The sequence below is a fragment of the Marinomonas sp. ATLA20 genome (genome assembly GCF_057180105.1).
The window spans coordinates 867,688-883,854 of sequence record NZ_JBXUKU010000001.1; the positions used below are offsets into that span (position 1 = coordinate 867,688).

13 protein-coding genes are annotated in these 16,167 nt (G+C 45.0%); 5 read left to right on the top strand and 8 right to left on the bottom strand.

What is annotated here, in order from left to right:
* Positions 1-12 precede the first annotated feature (12 nt).
* A complete protein-coding gene (locus AC2A4J_RS03975; protein ID WP_484175013.1) occupies positions 13-984 on the top strand; it encodes a hypothetical protein in 972 nt (323 codons plus the stop codon).
* 88 nt (positions 985-1,072) lie between these two features.
* Here the strand turns inward: AC2A4J_RS03975 and bamJ are convergent, their stop codons facing one another.
* Together bamJ and AC2A4J_RS03985 are read right to left on the bottom strand one after the other, a co-directional pair.
* Positions 1,073-1,777 carry a BamJ family beta-barrel-assembly machinery protein gene (bamJ, locus tag AC2A4J_RS03980; protein ID WP_484175014.1) on the bottom strand — a complete coding sequence of 235 codons (705 nt, stop codon included), beginning with the start codon at positions 1,775-1,777 and terminating at the stop codon, positions 1,073-1,075.
* Between the two features lie 555 nt (positions 1,778-2,332).
* Positions 2,333-3,247, bottom strand: a complete 915-nt coding sequence (locus AC2A4J_RS03985; protein ID WP_484175015.1) for a LysO family transporter — start codon at positions 3,245-3,247, stop codon at positions 2,333-2,335.
* A gap of 841 nt (positions 3,248-4,088) precedes the next feature.
* Between AC2A4J_RS03985 and AC2A4J_RS03990 the strand changes: the two genes are divergently transcribed.
* On the top strand, positions 4,089-5,441 hold the full coding sequence (locus AC2A4J_RS03990) for an MATE family efflux transporter (RefSeq protein ID WP_484175016.1): 1,353 nt from the start codon (positions 4,089-4,091) through the stop codon (positions 5,439-5,441).
* A gap of 260 nt (positions 5,442-5,701) precedes the next feature.
* On the opposite strand, the gene AC2A4J_RS03995 is transcribed toward AC2A4J_RS03990, so the two are convergent.
* The 6 genes from AC2A4J_RS03995 to AC2A4J_RS04020 form a co-directional block, all read right to left on the bottom strand.
* Positions 5,702-6,517 carry a heme ABC transporter ATP-binding protein gene (locus AC2A4J_RS03995; protein WP_484175017.1) on the bottom strand — a complete coding sequence of 272 codons (816 nt, stop codon included), beginning with the start codon at positions 6,515-6,517 and terminating at the stop codon, positions 5,702-5,704.
* Positions 6,517-7,530 (bottom strand): FecCD family ABC transporter permease, encoded by a 1,014-nt coding sequence (locus tag AC2A4J_RS04000; RefSeq protein ID WP_484175018.1) that lies wholly within the window; start codon positions 7,528-7,530, stop codon positions 6,517-6,519. Before AC2A4J_RS04000 ends, AC2A4J_RS03995 begins: the two co-directional genes overlap by 1 nt.
* Positions 7,527-8,384, bottom strand: coding sequence for a heme/hemin ABC transporter substrate-binding protein (locus AC2A4J_RS04005; protein WP_484175019.1), 858 nt, complete (start codon positions 8,382-8,384; stop codon positions 7,527-7,529). The genes AC2A4J_RS04000 and AC2A4J_RS04005 overlap by 4 nt, the downstream gene beginning before the upstream one ends.
* Entirely contained in the window at positions 8,381-9,472 is a 1,092-nt protein-coding gene (locus AC2A4J_RS04010) for a hemin-degrading factor (protein WP_484175020.1), read from the bottom strand. Before AC2A4J_RS04010 ends, AC2A4J_RS04005 begins: the two co-directional genes overlap by 4 nt.
* A 74-nt stretch (positions 9,473-9,546) precedes the next feature.
* Entirely contained in the window at positions 9,547-11,679 is a 2,133-nt protein-coding gene (locus tag AC2A4J_RS04015) for a TonB-dependent hemoglobin/transferrin/lactoferrin family receptor (RefSeq protein WP_484175021.1), read from the bottom strand.
* A gap of 254 nt (positions 11,680-11,933) precedes the next feature.
* Positions 11,934-13,415 (bottom strand): cobyric acid synthase, encoded by a 1,482-nt coding sequence (locus tag AC2A4J_RS04020; RefSeq protein WP_484175022.1) that lies wholly within the window; start codon positions 13,413-13,415, stop codon positions 11,934-11,936.
* Positions 13,416-13,501: 86 nt separating this feature from the next.
* Here AC2A4J_RS04020 and cbiB point away from each other — a divergent pair, with 86 nt between their 5' ends.
* Genes cbiB through cobU form a run of 3 tightly spaced genes read left to right on the top strand, consistent with a single transcriptional unit; the run spans position 13,502 to position 16,121 of the window.
* On the top strand, positions 13,502-14,494 hold the full coding sequence (gene cbiB / locus AC2A4J_RS04025; protein ID WP_484175023.1) for an adenosylcobinamide-phosphate synthase CbiB: 993 nt from the start codon (positions 13,502-13,504) through the stop codon (positions 14,492-14,494).
* Positions 14,479-15,612: an aminotransferase class I/II-fold pyridoxal phosphate-dependent enzyme gene (locus AC2A4J_RS04030; RefSeq protein WP_484175024.1), complete on the top strand. Its 1,134-nt coding sequence runs from the start codon at positions 14,479-14,481 to the stop codon at positions 15,610-15,612. Before cbiB ends, AC2A4J_RS04030 begins: the two co-directional genes overlap by 16 nt.
* A complete protein-coding gene (gene cobU, locus AC2A4J_RS04035; protein ID WP_484175025.1) occupies positions 15,609-16,121 on the top strand; it encodes a bifunctional adenosylcobinamide kinase/adenosylcobinamide-phosphate guanylyltransferase in 513 nt (170 codons plus the stop codon). The genes AC2A4J_RS04030 and cobU overlap by 4 nt, the downstream gene beginning before the upstream one ends.
* Positions 16,122-16,167: the final 46 nt, after the last annotated feature.

The following is a 16,167-nucleotide window of genomic DNA, read 5'->3' on the forward strand; positions in this document are numbered from 1 at the left end:
TTTTGAGATTTTATGTACAATTTATACCATATAGAGTCACCCTTTCAGTTACTTTCTGCTATGTCTGCTTTAAAGGTGTTTAATCAAAACAAATCTATATTGATTATAGATTTAAGTAGTGGTAAACGTTCAGGGAATGATGAGCAGATATTGATTTTGTTGGATGATCGATGGGATCACGTAATAGTTAACAGAAAAAAGAAAGGCTTGCTTAAGATATTTTCTTTGATTCGTGATGTTATTAAATATAAGTCTATTTATGGTGGGAGAATAGATAAATATTTTATAGGTGAATACAGAAACTTTAATATGGCTTTGCTTCGTAGTGCTATAAATCCAAAAGAAGAAATTTTGCTTGATGATGGTGCGTACACTATAATTGCTCAGAGTCGCTATATTAGAAACAATATTTTTCCATATTCCCATGCTTTAAAATATAAGCTTTTTAAGTCTTTTTTGAAAAATTTAAAAACACCAAATTTGTATTCTTCTTTTGATTTGACCCTCGGGCTGATTGATGGTCAGATAAATTATTTTCAATTCCCAAAGAAGAAAGATATAAAAATTGAAGTAGGCAATGTTTTTTTCTTTGGTTCTAAATTGTCTGAAACTAAAAACATCCTTCTTTCTGATGAGTTAGCCATTCTAGAGGATGTGAAAAGTCATTTCGAAGGGTACAATATATTCTACATACCGCATAGAGATGAAAGTCCAGATAAATTAGATAAAATCTCTCATTTGGGTTATACAATAAAAAAACTCGGTAAGCCAGCTGAAGTTTTTTTTGATGAGACAGAGGTTATGCCCGAACTTGTTTTATCGTATTATTCAACCGTGATTTATACTTGCTATATAAGATTTAACAATGTCAATTTAAAATCTATTAATATTGAAAAAAAAATATTGAGGAAAAAAACAAGAGATGGCGCAAAAGAAGTTTATAAATATTATGAAGAATTAGGTATTGGAATATTAGATATTTAATTTAATCTTTATATTGTGCTAATGTTTTACTTTAAATATTAAAAAGCCGTCACTCAGTGACGGCTTTTTAAGTCGCAGAAATTAGCGATTATTTAGTTGCTTCTGGCTTCTCAATATCATGTAATTCCACAACAAACTTAAGTGCAGCATTTGGTGGAATAGGGCCTGTGCCACCAGGGCCATAAGCAAGGTCAGCAGGGATATACAATTCGTATTTAGACCCTACAGGCATAAGTTGTAGACCTTCAGTCCAGCCTGGAATTACGCCATTTAGTGGGAAAGTAATTGCCTCACCACGCTTGTACGAGCTATCGAATACCGTGCCATCGATTAGGCTGCCTTCGTAGTCAACTTTTACTGTATCAGTGGCGCTTGGTTTATCGCCTTCGCCTGCTGTGATGACTTTATAAAGCAAACCTGAGTCGGTTTTCTTCACACCATCTTCGGCCTCTTTTTCTTTCAGCCAAGCTGCAGAAGCGGCTTTTGCTTCTTCAGCGGCTTTTTCTTCTTCAAGCTGCGTTTTTTTCATTTGTTCTTGCTGGTAATCTTGGATGGTTTTAGTCACTTCATCCATGCTCATTTGGCCTTCTTTACCAGCAAATGAATCTTGAAAACCAGCCATAAATGTTTTCATGTCCAGTTCTGAGAAATCCTGAGACATGCGTGAACCAAACATGGTGCCAATGCTGTAACCAAGGCGTTGTTCTTTAGTGTCCAATTTAATCGCGCTGTCGTCTGCGTACGCAAAAGAAACGGATGACATGACCAGCGCCGCGATAAGAGTTTTTTTCATAGCTATTTTTTTCATAAGGAAAGGTGTTCCATTATTTGTGGATTTATCACTTTGTGATGTAAAGCATTAACATTTAAGACGGAGTCCGATTCGCATTTTTTGGACCAGTATGTCATGGGGCGAAAACAAAGCAGGAACAATGAAATACGCCTTGTGCTTTGCAAAATCAGATCCGTCGTTTCTATGTAACATAAGAGTTCTAACATAAGGTAGGCTGTTTATGCCAGTTTATATGCTTTAACGTTACCAAAGCGACCCCTTCACCTGCACACTTTGTTTGATTTCCAAAAGATCTTTCTTGAATACTCAAGAGTGGTTCTACAAAGCACAAGACGTGTATTGAGATTAATCCTCGGCTCTTTACCGAGACAATCGCTTTTACAAAAGCATGACAGAGTTTGCGAAAGCAGGTTTGTTTTTTAGAGTGAGCTTACACTTTACTGACATTTCTTGTAGGGCAGATGAACGAGGCACGAGTGTGATCTGCCGTTGGAGCATGTGTCGGATCACGCCTCGTTCCTCGTCTCATCCGGCCTACGGGGGGTTGTTAAGGTTTTATTTCATGCCTAAAAATAAGGGAATAAGAATCGGCACTAGGATGCTCATAATAAAGCCGCTGGCGATGCACACTGGGATGATTTGCGCGCCATGAAATTTACCAAGCATAGGTAAGGTAAAATCCATGGCGGTGGCGCCAGAATAACCAACCGACATGTGGCTGTTTAGTCTAGCTAAGAATGGAATTAGCATCAGTGCTAAAATTTCACGCCCAAGGTCTAGCAAGAAAGCCGTGGTGCCAAGCACTGGATCGCCTAAGCCAGTAATAAGAATGCCAGACAAACTGTACCAGCCGAAGCCTGAGACGACCGCTAGCCCTTGGTTCCAGCTTAGTCCTAATACAAAGCTGCCAATCCAGCCTGCAAGTAGCGTGGTGAAGATAGTGACAAGCGCTATGATGACGCCTTGAGAGTTCAAGAAAAGCTTACGTAGACGGTGATTACCTTGGCGGAGCTGACAGCCAATTAGAAACAGCAAAACATACAGCAAGCTAGTTACTAGCTCGTCTACGCCTGTCAGCCAGTCCTTGGCAAATATGCCAGCGATGACGCCACCTATTACCCAGGCGAGGGTTTTTGCTGCATCCATCAATGCATGGCTTTTGCTGTCTGACGGGCCTTGGGCAAGACTGTCTGCATGCGTCCCACCAAAACGTAGGCCACTAAGATATAAACCACCTAGGCTTAATACGCTGATCAGGACAAAGAAAATAATCGCTTGGTAACCAGCAATAAAAAGCTTCTCGGCCAAATTATCTAACGCCCCAAGGCTAAAGCCGATTAAGCCTAAAATGAGGTACACAAGCTGTTCTAAGCCTTTTGCCACACGAGTTGGTGTGAATACCTTAATATTGACCCAGTAACCAAAAAGTAGGGCGATTAATAATGGGCCAAGTGTGCTGAGAATGGTCATGTAAGAATTTTCTTCCCTGTTTAGTCGAATAAATAATGAAGCGGCATTTTCTCGGTATTGAGTTGTAAATACAAGTTGTGTGTTGTATTTCGGGTAAATGTCGGATCACGCCTCGTTCCTCGTCTCATCCGACCTACGGTTTGGTGGGTGTTGGGGGATGTGGTTGGTGGTTTCGTGGACTTGGTTGGGGATGTCGGATCACGCCTCTTGCCTCGTCTCATCCGACTTACGAATTTGTTTTGTAGGGCAGATGAACGAGGCACGAGTGTGATCTGCCGTTGGGTTTGGTTGAAATGTCGGATCACGCCTCGTTCCTCGTCTCATCCGACCTACGGGTTGGGTTGGTGGTGGATAATGTGGTGGGAGATTTCATGACCTTGGTTGGGAATCTCGGATCATGATCGTGTCTTCCTTATGCTGGCCTATGGTCTTGTAGGGCAGATGAACGAGGTACGAGTGTGATCTGCCGTTGGGTTTGGTTGAAATGTCGGATCACGCCTCGCTCCTCGCTCCTCGTCTCATCCGAACTACGGGTTGGGTTGGTGGTGGATAATGTGGTGGGAGATTTCATGACCTTGGTTGGGAATCTCGGATCATGATCGTGTCTTCATTATGCCGGCCTATTGTCTTGTAGGGCAGATGAACGAGGTACGAGTGTGATCTGCCGTTGGGTTTGGTTGAAATGTCGGATCACGCCTCGTTCCTCGTCTCATCCGACCTACGGGTTGGTGGGGGAAGCAAAATAAACCTGACCAACGGTGCAATATTTGGTGATCAGTGGTAAATTGCTCGGCTGTTTTCTATGGATAGTCGGCGGTGATGTGTGGTTAAGCGTTTTCCAGTGTTAAAAGAAGTTCTGCATTTGTTGTTTCCGATGATTTTAACGATGACATTGGAGCTGTCGATTAGTGTGGTCGATACTATTATGTTAGGTCATTACAGTGCGCTGCATTTGGCGGCAGTTGGTTTAGCATCGAGCTTATGGCTACCTGTTGGTTGTTTCTTGATTGGCGTGACCTTTGGTCTAACACCTTTGGTAACACGTCATTTGCATGGCAGACAGCCGAAACTGGTTAACTTGTATATGTCGCAAGCGGTTGGTTTATCCGTTGGGCTTGGTCTGTTGGCAAGCTTGTTGGCTATTTTCTTATTACCTTATTTTGCAGGGTTGATGGCGACGGAAGAAGAAACAAGAGAAGTTTCGGTTTCTTATTTGTATATTTTTGCTCCTGCACTTCCTATGTTGGCACTCATGACAGCTTACAAAAATTTATTTGAAGCCGCAGGTCGTCCTGGCTTTCCATTGTTCGTGGCGAGCTTTGGTTTAGTGTTAAATATCTTGTTCAATTATGTGCTGATTTTCGGCAAGTTCGGCCTGCCTGAAATGGGCGCAAAAGGTGCGGCATTGGCGTCTGCTTTGTCTCTGTATTTAGCTGTATCTATGTTTTTTGTTTATGACCGCTTTATCAATAAAACGCCTTTGTTTACCCGCTTGGTGTGGCGCTACACACGTAAATTTGGAATTCTCTTGAATGTTGGCGCGCCAGCGGGCTTTGCCTTTGCTTTTGAGGTGGGCTTGTTTTCTTCGATGACGTGGTTGATTTCGTCCTTTGGTGATTTAGCATTGGGCGGTGGCCAGATAGTCATGTCTTATACGTCTTTCTTGTTTACTCCAATGATGGCCATGAGCGCGGTAACGGCGATTGTTGTTGCGAAAGCCATGTCAAAAGAGGGCGTTGATGGGGTAAGAAAACGTATTCGTGTCATTGTCTGGCTAGGGCTTTCTTACGTAAGTACCTGTTTTGTTATTACTCAGGTCTTTCATGAGCAGATTCCGTATATTTACAGCAACAATGCGGAAGTGGTGGCCTTGGCAGCGAGCATCTTACTGATTTCTTCCTGTTATCAATTTCCTGATATGCTGCAAACTGTGTTCACTGGTGCCTTGCGAGGCTTCCGTGATACTCGCTCCACCATGATCGCTTTTGCCGTGTCCTTATTCGGCTTGAGTATCCCGTTTGGCTATTGGTTGTCTCACTACAGTCCTTGGGCCGAGACTTTGTCATTGCGAGGCTTTTACATTGGCCTAGGCGCGGGTTTAACTTTGCTCGCGGCGATTCTTATCGTACGTTTCCAAATCGTGCTACGTCGCTATGAAGGCAAACGCATTGCCTCGCCTAGGGAAGTGGCGTAGCTAGGCATTTTTGTTCCTATTCGTTTCGTAGGGCAGATGAACGAGGTACGAGTGTGATCTGCCGTTGGGGGGGATTGGAATGTCGGATCACGGTCGTTCCTCCCTCATACCGACCTACGATTTTGTGGGTGGGATGTCGGTGTTTAAATGTCGGATCACGGTCGTTCCTCCCTCATGCCGACCTACGATTTTGTGGGTGCGATGTCTTTGTTAAAATGTCGGATCACGGTCGTTCCTCCCTCATGCCGACCTACGTTTGGCTATTGCCTAAACTGCCACTGGGGGAGTTGATTGTCTGGGTGAGTGAGACGAATCAAGTCTGCTTGATAAGCGGTTTCTATGGTGTTGTCTTGGGCGAGTCTTTGAGGTTTGTTATTGAAGGTTATTTGGCCTTTTTCCAGTAGAACCAGTTTGTCTCCATAGAGTGCGGCGAGATTGATGTCGTGGAGGATACAGAAAATGCCTAGCCCTTTCTGGGTGAGATTTTTAAGTAGCCTTAAGACGCGTTGTTGCTGGTGTAAATCCAGTGCGGAAATGGGTTCGTCTAGCAGTAAGTATTTACCCTCATATGGTCGCTGTTCCGTTTCTGGGTGTTTTTCATTTTCTGAGTGTTTGTCGGCGAATAGCTGCACCAATACTCGTGCGAGTTGGATGCGTTGCTGTTCTCCTCCGGATAAGCTGGCGTATTGACGTGTTTCAGTTTTTGTCATGCCGACTTCTATTAGAGTGTCATGAATTAACCTTGAGGCGTCATTATCAGACAATGTCCACGGGGCAAGTCCAAGGGAAACCACTTCTTTAACGGTTAAGGCGAAAGGCAGGTGTATTTGCTGAGTCAATACTGCGCGTTTCTTGGCGAGTTCGGCCAACGACCAATTCGATAGTGACTGTTGGTCTAATGTTATGTGTCCTGCATCGGCTTGCATCGCACCCGAACAACACTTCAATAATGTTGATTTCCCCGCTCCGTTTGGCCCAAGGACAATGATCAGTTGTCCTGGTTCGATGCTCATAGAGACCTTATCTAGTAAGCTCTTTCCAGAACGAATAAGGGATAGTTCGCTGATGTTTAGCATTAACTTGTTTCTCGAATATTTTTTAATAGCAGCCATAAGAAAAACGGCCCACCTAGTAAGCTGGTTACTAAGCCAACTGGGAGTTCCGCTGGAATAACTAGAAGCCGAGATAAGGTATCGGCGCCTGTTAATAAGCTGGCACCCAATAAAGCAGAGCAAGGAACGACGATGCGATTGTCGGCACCAAAAAGCATGCGGATAAGATGAGGAACCATCAGCCCAATAAAACCAATAAGTCCGGTAAAGGCGACGGTGACACCAACACATAAGGCGACAACGGCGATGAGTTTGATTTTGAAACGTTCAACATCTAGCCCTAGGTAACGGGCTTCGTCTTCACCTAGCAGCAATAAGTTTAAGTTTTTGGATTGCCGCCATACATAGCAAAGTAGCGGCAATAAAATAGTCGCAATAACGATAACTTGTTCCCATCTCGCTCCGCCCAAGTTTCCCATCGCCCAAAAGGTTAAAGCTCTTAGTTGTTCATCATTACTTGTATAAGTTAGTAACCCCGTTGCTGAGCCTGATAATGCATTGATGGCGATGCCAGCAAGAAGTAAATGCAGCACGGACACCTGGCCTTTGTGTTTGGATAATTGGAATATTAGCCAGCAGGTTAGTACCGCGCCTAAGAACGCCGCGATGCTTTGCATATAAGACTGTGCCCAAAGGGGTAAATCACCAGCGAAAGGGTTGAGAACAATCAGAACGCCGACAAAAACAGACGCGCCAGATGAAACACCTAATAAGCCAGGGTCTGCTAATGGATTGCGAAACAGGGCTTGCATCAATGCGCCTGACACCGCCAATGCAGCGCCAACCAACGCGGCCATGAGTAACCTTGGTAATCGGACTGTCATCAGTATTTGTCGATCTATGTCATTGATAGGCGACCATAAAAGATCTTGCCATGAGATCGAATAGGCACCTTGAGTCAATGCCAATACGGCCACAATAAGCAATGTTAGGATGAGGACAGGATAAGGGATTTGTGAGTTAAGGACGCGTTTCATGGCGCCCAGTCTTCAAGTTGTTGATGTATAAGCTCAACGGCGTGAGGCGTTCTTGGACCGAGACCTAAAGCCAATAAGGCATCTAGGGTGACTAAACGCTGGGCTTTTGCGGCAGGCGTTGATGCCATTCCGGGTAAAGACCAGATGGCTTCTTCGCTTGCTCTTGTTCGTCCTTGTTGAGTCACTACAATGGCATCAGGCTGAGCGAGTAGTATCGCTTCAGGAGTGAGAGGTTTGTAACCTTTTATACTGCTTACCGCATTGCTTGCCCCAGCGAGATGGAATAGGGCATCGGGTGCGGTCCCTTGTCCTGCCACCATAGGTGCGCCGCCCATTTGCAAGACAAAGAGTAGACGAGGAGGGCGTTTTGACCAAGCTTCAGGTGTCGTCAATTTATCAAAGGCTTGCTGAATCTCATCAACCGCTTGCTTGCCAGCGTCTTCTTGATTCAAGGCAAGAGCAACTTGTGAGACTTTATCCAAAATACCTTGTTTGGTATCTGGTGCATCGACAGAGACGATTTCGATATTGGTGTCTTTTAGCTGTTGTAATACTTTAGCTGGCCCAGCGGCTGGAGTGATGAGTAAGAGTTCGGGATGAACGCTCAATACACCTTCTGCTGATAGCGTGCGTTGATAGCCAACTTTAGGCATTTTATTGGCGGCATCAGGGTAAATGCTGCTGGTATCGCTGGCAACGAGTTGGTTCTGTGCGTCTAGTAAGTAGACGATTTCTGTCACAGTACCGCCGACACTGACAACTCTTTGAGCAAAACTGGCGGTGCTGCTCAGTGATGCTAGCGCTAACAAGGCAACAAAAATCAGCGTTTTTTTGCTTATGATGTTTCGTTTCATGGGGTTATCTCCTGTTTCACGCTGAGGCTAGTCGTCTTTTCGACAATGTCTTGCCACAGAGGTAATTCAGGATTGCCCGGTTTGCGTTTACCAAATAGCGTTAAGATGGATTCGCCCTTGGCGTTGAATGCTTCAATAGAGGTAATAATGCCATCGCTGCTTGGTCGTTTGATGACCCAAGTTTCTGCAATTAAGTCTTCTCTTAGATGCAGGTTAAAGCCAGGGTCTAAAACATTGAACCAAGGCCCTTGCTGCATCAGGCGATGTACTTCGCCACTGAAAATTTGGATGCAGCCTTTATTGCCCACAAACACCATGATGTTGCAGTTTTCTTCTGCGGCAAGAGTAATTGCACTTTTTACGCTCTCTTGATCTAGCTTGGTAGCCCATTGCTCGCCAATTTGAGATAGAGCTTGAGTTCTAGAAAGGCCATGTCGTTTGAGCATGCCATGGTATTCATGGACATCTTTTAGTTCAGACCATTCTTGAGCAAAATGAGCTCGGTCAAAGTTGGCAGGTAGCTCGCTAGCTTGCTCTTCTTCTGGCGATAAATAAGTCGGAGTAACGGGGGAAGGGTCGCGAAACTCAGTAGTAAGCGCGTCCCATTTTTCATCGAGTGTATTGTCTGTTCGATATACTTTATGAACTGCTACACCATTCGCATTGAAAAATTGGATGCTATGGCGATTATTTTCGACCACATGGAAGGCGCTGTGCCATTGACCGATGAAAAGTCGCAAGTCGATGTCATCTGATAGAACTAGGCCCATGTTGCTCTTTTCCATAAAGCTAAATTTATCATAGGTTCCTGTGGTTTCGTGAACGGCTTCATCGTTGCGGGTGATGGTCATCACTTCACCAACGCCTTCCAGTTTTGCCAATAGCTCTTGGAATGGAGGCTTCATAGCCCATGTTTCTGTACCTTGTCGACAAGCGACTAACTCGCCTTCGCTAATGTTGAGCTGTTTGGCAAGTTCCCTAGCGCGAGGCGCTTTGCCTGATGAAACCGCTTCAAGATATCGCGAATAAGTAGGGCCAGCGGTTATATTTGTCGTTTCAATTTTTGCTGCTTTGTTCGAGGCTGACATAGGAATTCTCCGCAAATAAACAAGGGGAGTGCTCCCTTGTTTATTATTTCGTTAATTAAGATTTTATGTGTTTTTTAGAATGACAATGTCGCGTCTATACCAAAGTTACGACCAGCGCGGGTATAGCGATTCAGATTGGTACTGGTATTGGTTAGGTTACGAATGTCGTTCCAGTTCATGTATTTTTCATCCGTTAGGTTGAAAAGACCTGCGTTAAAGGTGAGGTTTTGCGTCGGCTTGTAGTAAGCTGTTAGGTCAACAAGCTGGTAATCTGATGTGGCGAGCCATTGTTTGCTGGTGCTTATATCTTCTTTTTTCTTACCAGATGCCCAGGTTAGGTTAAGTTTTCCACCCCATTGCTCTGATGGTGCATCATAGCCAAGACCAACGACGGCGCTAAGCGGTGAAATACTGTCTAGTGGTTCACTGTCTTCTAGATTATCGCCTTCTGCATATGCGATTGCGCCATTCAGCGTCCAGCCATTACCAAGAGCGTCAATGCTTTTCGATAGATCTAAATTGCCTTTAATTTCTACACCTTTTATCACCACATGAGTAAGGTTTTTATTAGTGTATTCACCTAGGCTGAATTGGGCTGATGTACCTAAAGACACTTGCTCAATGAAGTTTTTATAGTCGTTGTAAAAAGCGGTCAATTCAGCGGTGCCATAGGCGTTTTGGGCACGAATACCTGTTTCAATAAAACGACTTTCTTCTGGTTCTAAATTGGGGTTTGGTGTTATTTGGTAGGAACCATATGGCGCTGAGTTTCCGAAATAATAGTAGAGCTCGTCTAGGTTAGGCGCTCTAAAGCCTGAACCCGCTTTACCAAAAACAGTGTAGTTTTCTGTTATTGCAAACTCGGCGGCTAACTGTGCCGTTAGCGCGTCATTTTTATTGTCTCCCCACGAGTCTATGTATTCGTCACCTGTTGTTGTGTATTTGTAGTTGTCGTAACGGATGGCAGGGACAAGAGTCAGTCTGTCGGTGGCGGCCCAGCTGTCTTCAATATACAAGCCAAAAATGTCAGCGTCGGCCATAGGTGAAAAGCGAGATATTGTGGTTGTGCCAGACACCGTGTTTTGGTTTAAATTTTCTAATGACTTTTGATCGTAATTTAAGCCATAGCGAATTTGATGTGTATTGATTTGCTTTACTAAATCGGCTTTTAGGCCTGTACTTTCTTCATCATAGAATCGGTTTACAAGACGATTATTATTGCTTCGGTGCGTTTTGTTGGTGGTTTTTGTGTCCTGGTAATCTACTTGCCATTTTAAGCGATCATATAGAGTATTGCTCTGCGAATTTTCGTGGAAAAAACCAATACGACGGCGGACAATTTTGTCGTCTGAGCGTTGTTGATCCGTTGCTGAACTTTCTGAAAATAAGTCGGATTCCGATGTGCTGTGAAAGTATTCACCGACTACGCCAATACGGTTAGTGTCGTTTACCTGAACCTGTACTTTAGCCAGTGTGTTGTTTGATCCTGTGTCGGCTGGGTCTACGGAAGCACGCGTCACCCCGACGCTTTGGTCTGATCCTGCGTCACCTTGATGGTTCTTATTTTCGTGACCATCTCGGTTTGTGTATACAAGTAAGGATTCCACCTTGCCAGTGCGATTTGCGACAGTCAGTGTCTGGTTTAATTCATCAGATGCACTTTTATAGCCAGCTTTTAACGAACCTGATGTGTTATTACCTTGTGGAGGTAAAAAGCTACTTGGTTCTTTTGTTCTGTATTTCACTACGCCACCAAGGGCGCCACTGCCAGAGACTACATCACCGCCTTTAATAATTGCCACAGACTCTAGGGAGTCCATATCGACAGTATTTCGCCCTGTGCGTAAATAAGTAGTGGTCGGTCCATATGCATCGGCTTGGTCCACACCATCAACACTGATTTTTACACGATCTCCATCCAGCCCACGGATATTAACGCTGCTGATGCCGAAACGAGAGTCTTGGCTTGCCTCAATGCCGGGCTCATAGCGGACTAGATCATCGAGATTGCGCACCAGTGTCTTTTCAATATCGTTACTATCAATGCTCGAAACAGAGTTGCCAAGTTTTGTTTCGTTTTCAGATAGAGTATCTGCTTCAATTGCTAATACTTCTAATTGGTTTTCAGCTTCATCAGCAGAAAAGGCGGGTGATGCTGTCATTATAGACGCAGCGAGGATGGTTAAAGGGAAAACCGTTTTTTTCATGTTTGCTCTCATCAATAAGTGAAGTCTATCCTAAGTGTTTGTAAGTCCTTTATGAGAACGATTATCACAAATAAAAAGGAATTAATGAAAATGATTTTCATTAAGATTTATTAATGGAACGAATGAGTGTGGTTAACCTATTAGTTTTGTAGTGCAGATGAACGAGGTACGAGCGTGATTTGCCGTTGGGGTTTGTTGAAATGTCGGATCACGGTCGTGCCTCCCTCATGCCGACCTACGGTATGAGGTGTCTTTTACTGAAATGCTTTGCATGTTTTGATTAATGCTTCGATGTCCATGTGTTGTTCTGTGCTGTCGGCGAGTCGGTTGATTTCGCTGTTTCGGTATTGGTCGTAGTCGAAGGTGGCGGCTTGGTCGACGCCGGCCCAGTTGAGTAAAGTTTGTAGAGCTTCCGGGTGGTCGAATACGCCATGAAGGTAAGTACCGATGATGTTGCCATCGTCTGAGATGTAGCCTTCTTTCTCGCCATTCTCTAACTCGGCAAAGTATTTATGGGCGATTTCACTGGAAAACTGAGAAATCCCACAATGAATTTCATAGCCTGTGACGTTAGACTCTGCTGCTAACGTGAGTTGTCCGTGTCTTTGTCTTAATTGCTTTTCTTCTTTCAATTCCGTTTGCATAGGAATGAAGCCAAAGCCAGCAGATTGGGTGTTGGCGTGTTGGTTTTCCAGTCCTAGCGGATCAAGCAGTTGTTCACCGAGCATTTGATAGCCACCGCAAATCCCCATGACTTTTCCGCCGTATCTAAGGTGTTTATTCAGGTAGTCTTCCCAACCTTCTTGGCGTAAAAAGGCGAGGTCGCTTTGCACGCTTTTGCTGCCTGGTAATATGACGAGATCCGCTGGTGGAATGTTTTCATTGGCACCAACAAGGGTGACTTGCACATCTGGATGAAGGCGTAATGCGTCCCAGTCTGTGTGGTTGCTGGTGCGTGGCATAATGGGAATGACGATGTTTAACTTGGCGTTGGTATCGGTTTTTATTGGGCTTTTGGCGACGGCGTCTTCGGATTCTAGATGAAACCCTTTTAAGAAAGGCAGTACGCCTAAAACGGGTTTGCCGGTGCGTTCTTCTAGCCAATCTAAACCAGATTGCAGCAAGCTGATGTCGCCACGAAAACGGTTAATCACAAAGCCAATTACTCGGTCTTGCTCGCTTTGACTGAGTAAATCCAAAGTACCAATGAGGTGAGCAAATACGCCACCTTTGTCGATATCCGCGATGATGATAACAGGGCAATCGATACTTTCGGCAAAGCCCATGTTGGCGATGTCGCGGGCGCGTAAATTGATTTCCGCTGGGCTGCCTGCGCCTTCAATTAATACCGCTTGGTATTGTTCAGCTAGACGATGATAAGAATCCAGCGCGGCGACTTTGGCAATGCTTTTGTATTCGTGATAACCCACGGCGTTCATATTGCCTATGGCTTTGCCTTGAATAATAACTTGCGCGCCTGTGTCTGTGTTGGGTTTGAGCAGAATCGGGTTCATGTCCACATGGGGCTCAAGTCCGGCGGCGTATGCTTGTACGGCTTGGGCTCGGCCTATTTCGTTACCGTCTTGGGTGACGGCGCTGTTTAATGCCATGTTTTGTGGTTTAAATGGCGCGACTGCAATGCCTCGGCGAACCAATAAACGGCACAATGCCGTGACCAATGTGCTTTTTCCGGCGTCCGAGGTGGTTCCTTGGATCATTAAACTAAAGGCTGGCATTCAGTATCATCACGCTTCAAATCAATAAGGTGGTAGAATTCTACCTTACCTATGCACCTTGTTAAGTGAAAAAACGACCTATATTTATGATCCTTTCTAATTTAGACAGTGTTATCGATACTTTTTTTGATGGCTTCTTAGCCTTTTCTTCTGGCACCAGTTTGATTTTGGTCGCCGCGCTGATATTGGATCGTTTCTTAGGCGAGCCGAAAACGTGGCATCCTCTTATTTGGTTTGGTCGCTGGGTCGATCTTTGTCGTAAGCATATTCAGTTGCCTTTAGAGGCTTCTCAATCTCGTCAACGCCTGGTTGGTTTGCTGGCATGGCTGGTGGCTGTTATGCCTTGGTTGCTGATTTTATTGGGTTTGTTTTGGTTGTTGCCGAGTTGGCTAGATACTGTGTTGTCAGTACTGGTACTGTATTTTGCGATTGGTTGGCAGAGTTTACGCGAGCATGCGCTGGCGATTTATCAACCATTGTCGGTCACTCCACTGACGCATGAAAAGCTGGATGAAGCGCGTCTTGCTGTGAGTTATATCGTCAGCCGTGATACACAGAATTTAGATGAATCTGCGGTGGCAAAAGCTGGTATTGAGTCGGTTTTAGAAAACGGCAGTGATGCGATATTTGCGCCGATCTTTTGGTTTATTCTTTTCGGTGCGCCGGGTGTGCTTTTGTATCGTCTTGCGAATACGTTGGATGCCATGTGGGGCTATAAAACAGAGTCATTGCTGCATTTTGGTTGGTTCGCCGCGCGTTTTGATGATTTATTGAATTATGTTCCCGCTCGTCTTGTGGTTTATACCTATGGGGCTTGTGGTAAGTGGTATGCGGCTATTCGCAGTGCGCGACGGCCTTCTGCCCGTTGGAAAAGCCCTAATGCTGGTCCAGTGATGGCCGCGGGTGCGGGGGCTTTAGGAATTCAGTTAGGCGGCGATGCGCCGTATTTTGGCAGAGTCGAAACGCGACCAATTTTGGGCGAGGGTGATTTACCTATGCCTCAACATTTAAAAGAAGCCATTTGGCTGGTGGATAAAAGCGTATATTTATGGGGATTGGTGATATGTCTGTTGGTCTAAAATCTTCTAAGTTAGACAGCACTTCTAGTTTAGGAAGTGTTCCAAAACTAGAAAGCGCTCCGCCGAAACATGGCGGTGATTTGGCTTATTGGCAGAGTAAGGTTGGCTGCAAGGCGTTAAATTGGTTGGATTTATCTTCAGCCTGTAATCGTGAACCTTGGCCGATCCCTGAAATTGCGCCTACGTTATGGATGGATTTGCCTGATCAAGCCGATTTATTAGACGAAGCCGAGCGCTATTTCGGTCGTCGACCTAATGCGATTGGCGCAGGGTCTCAGCATATTATTGAGTCTTTGCCGCCCATGTTGCTGGCGAGCCAGTCTTCTGCTTTGCTTACTACTCCAAAAACGGTTTTTGTGCCTCGCATTGGTTATCAGGAACATGCCTTTGCTTGGAAAAAATGGGGTTTTGATATTGCCTACTACGATGCTTTGGATGAGTTATTAGAGCAAAAATGGGCGGTTGCCGTAGTCATCCAGCCGAATAACCCAACGGGCGAAATTGCTTCGTCGAAGCTTCTGTCTCAGTTAATTGCCCATGCTGAGCAGCAAGGGGCGAATATCGTTGTGGACGAGGCTTTTGTTGATGCTTGCCCAGAGTTGAGTCTGTTGAATAGCAAACAAGGTGAAGCGCTGAGTGACTCGCTTTTTATTTTACGCTCCGTTGGTAAGTTTTTTGGTTTGGCTGGCGCGCGCGTGGGGTTTGTTTTCTGTGCGATAAAATGGCAAGCCGCGATAAAAAACTTATTGGGGCCTTGGCCTGTGGCGACGCCGAGTCTGCATTTGGTGCGATTGGCTTTTGCTGATAAAGCTTGGCAGTCTCAAGCTATAAAAGCTTTAAGTGTACGACAAGCGGCCTTTGTTGAACGTGTCATCCCCAAATTCAATACCATATTTGATTCCCAAGATTATGTGTTGAGTCCACTGTTTGTGACTTGGTTTCTTGAAAGTGAAGAATACGCCAAGCAAGTATTCGATATGTTGCACCAAGTTGGCGTGCACACTCGTTTAGGCGAAGGCTGGATTCGTGTGGCATTGCCAGCGCTTAATGAAATGGATGCTTTAAACAGTGCCTTGATTCGTTTATTAAAAACCGCGGGGGGCAGAGAATTAGCATGAAGCATCTTGTATTAGGTGGTGTGCGCAGTGGTAAAAGTGCCTTTGCTCAAGAGCAAATAGCAGCGTGCGGGAAACCAGTCTGTTATGTGGCGACATCTCAAGTCTGGGATGACGACATGGCAGATCGTGTGCGCCAGCACAAAGATAACCGGCCAAGCGAATGGCAGTTAATAGAAGAGCCCTTAGCGTTAGCAAGTGTCTTACATTCTCTTAATTCACCGGAGCAAGCGGTGATTGTTGAATGTTTTACCTTATGGATGACGAACTTGTTGTGCCTAGAAGACGAAGGGCGTTTGGAAGAAGAAAAGCAGGCGTTATTAAACGCGGTTGATGTGTTCGAAGGGGATTTGGTACTGGTGTCTAGCGAAGTGGGTTTAGGCATTATGCCTATGAATGCCTTGGCGAGACGTTTTGGTGATGAAGCTGGTGAAATGAATCAGGCTCTAGCTAAATTGACCAATCGGGTAACTTTTGTTGCGGCGGGACTACCATTGCCGCTAAAATCCTAACCTTCCATCCATATTCTGTGCTTTCTTGAACTATTATTGTTCTTGT

Bases quoted from the DNA above. Each gene is read 5' to 3' on its own strand.
- AC2A4J_RS04020 (WP_484175022.1), bottom strand. From the start codon at position 13,415: ATGCCAGCCTTTAGTTTAATGATCCAAGGAACCACCTCGGACGCCGGA.
- AC2A4J_RS04030 (WP_484175024.1), top strand. From the start codon at position 14,479: ATGTCTGTTGGTCTAAAATCTTCTAAGTTAGACAGCACTTCTAGTTTA.
- AC2A4J_RS04010 (WP_484175020.1), bottom strand. From the start codon at position 9,472: ATGTCAGCCTCGAACAAAGCAGCAAAAATTGAAACGACAAATATAACC.
- AC2A4J_RS03975 (WP_484175013.1), top strand. From the start codon at position 13: ATGTACAATTTATACCATATAGAGTCACCCTTTCAGTTACTTTCTGCT.
- cbiB (WP_484175023.1), top strand. From the start codon at position 13,502: ATGATCCTTTCTAATTTAGACAGTGTTATCGATACTTTTTTTGATGGC.
- cobU (WP_484175025.1), top strand. From the start codon at position 15,609: ATGAAGCATCTTGTATTAGGTGGTGTGCGCAGTGGTAAAAGTGCCTTT.
- AC2A4J_RS04000 (WP_484175018.1), bottom strand. From the start codon at position 7,530: ATGAAACGCGTCCTTAACTCACAAATCCCTTATCCTGTCCTCATCCTA.
- bamJ (WP_484175014.1), bottom strand. From the start codon at position 1,777: ATGAAAAAAACTCTTATCGCGGCGCTGGTCATGTCATCCGTTTCTTTT.
- AC2A4J_RS04005 (WP_484175019.1), bottom strand. From the start codon at position 8,384: ATGAAACGAAACATCATAAGCAAAAAAACGCTGATTTTTGTTGCCTTG.
- AC2A4J_RS03995 (WP_484175017.1), bottom strand. From the start codon at position 6,517: ATGCTAAACATCAGCGAACTATCCCTTATTCGTTCTGGAAAGAGCTTA.
- AC2A4J_RS04015 (WP_484175021.1), bottom strand. From the start codon at position 11,679: ATGAAAAAAACGGTTTTCCCTTTAACCATCCTCGCTGCGTCTATAATG.
- AC2A4J_RS03985 (WP_484175015.1), bottom strand. From the start codon at position 3,247: ATGACCATTCTCAGCACACTTGGCCCATTATTAATCGCCCTACTTTTT.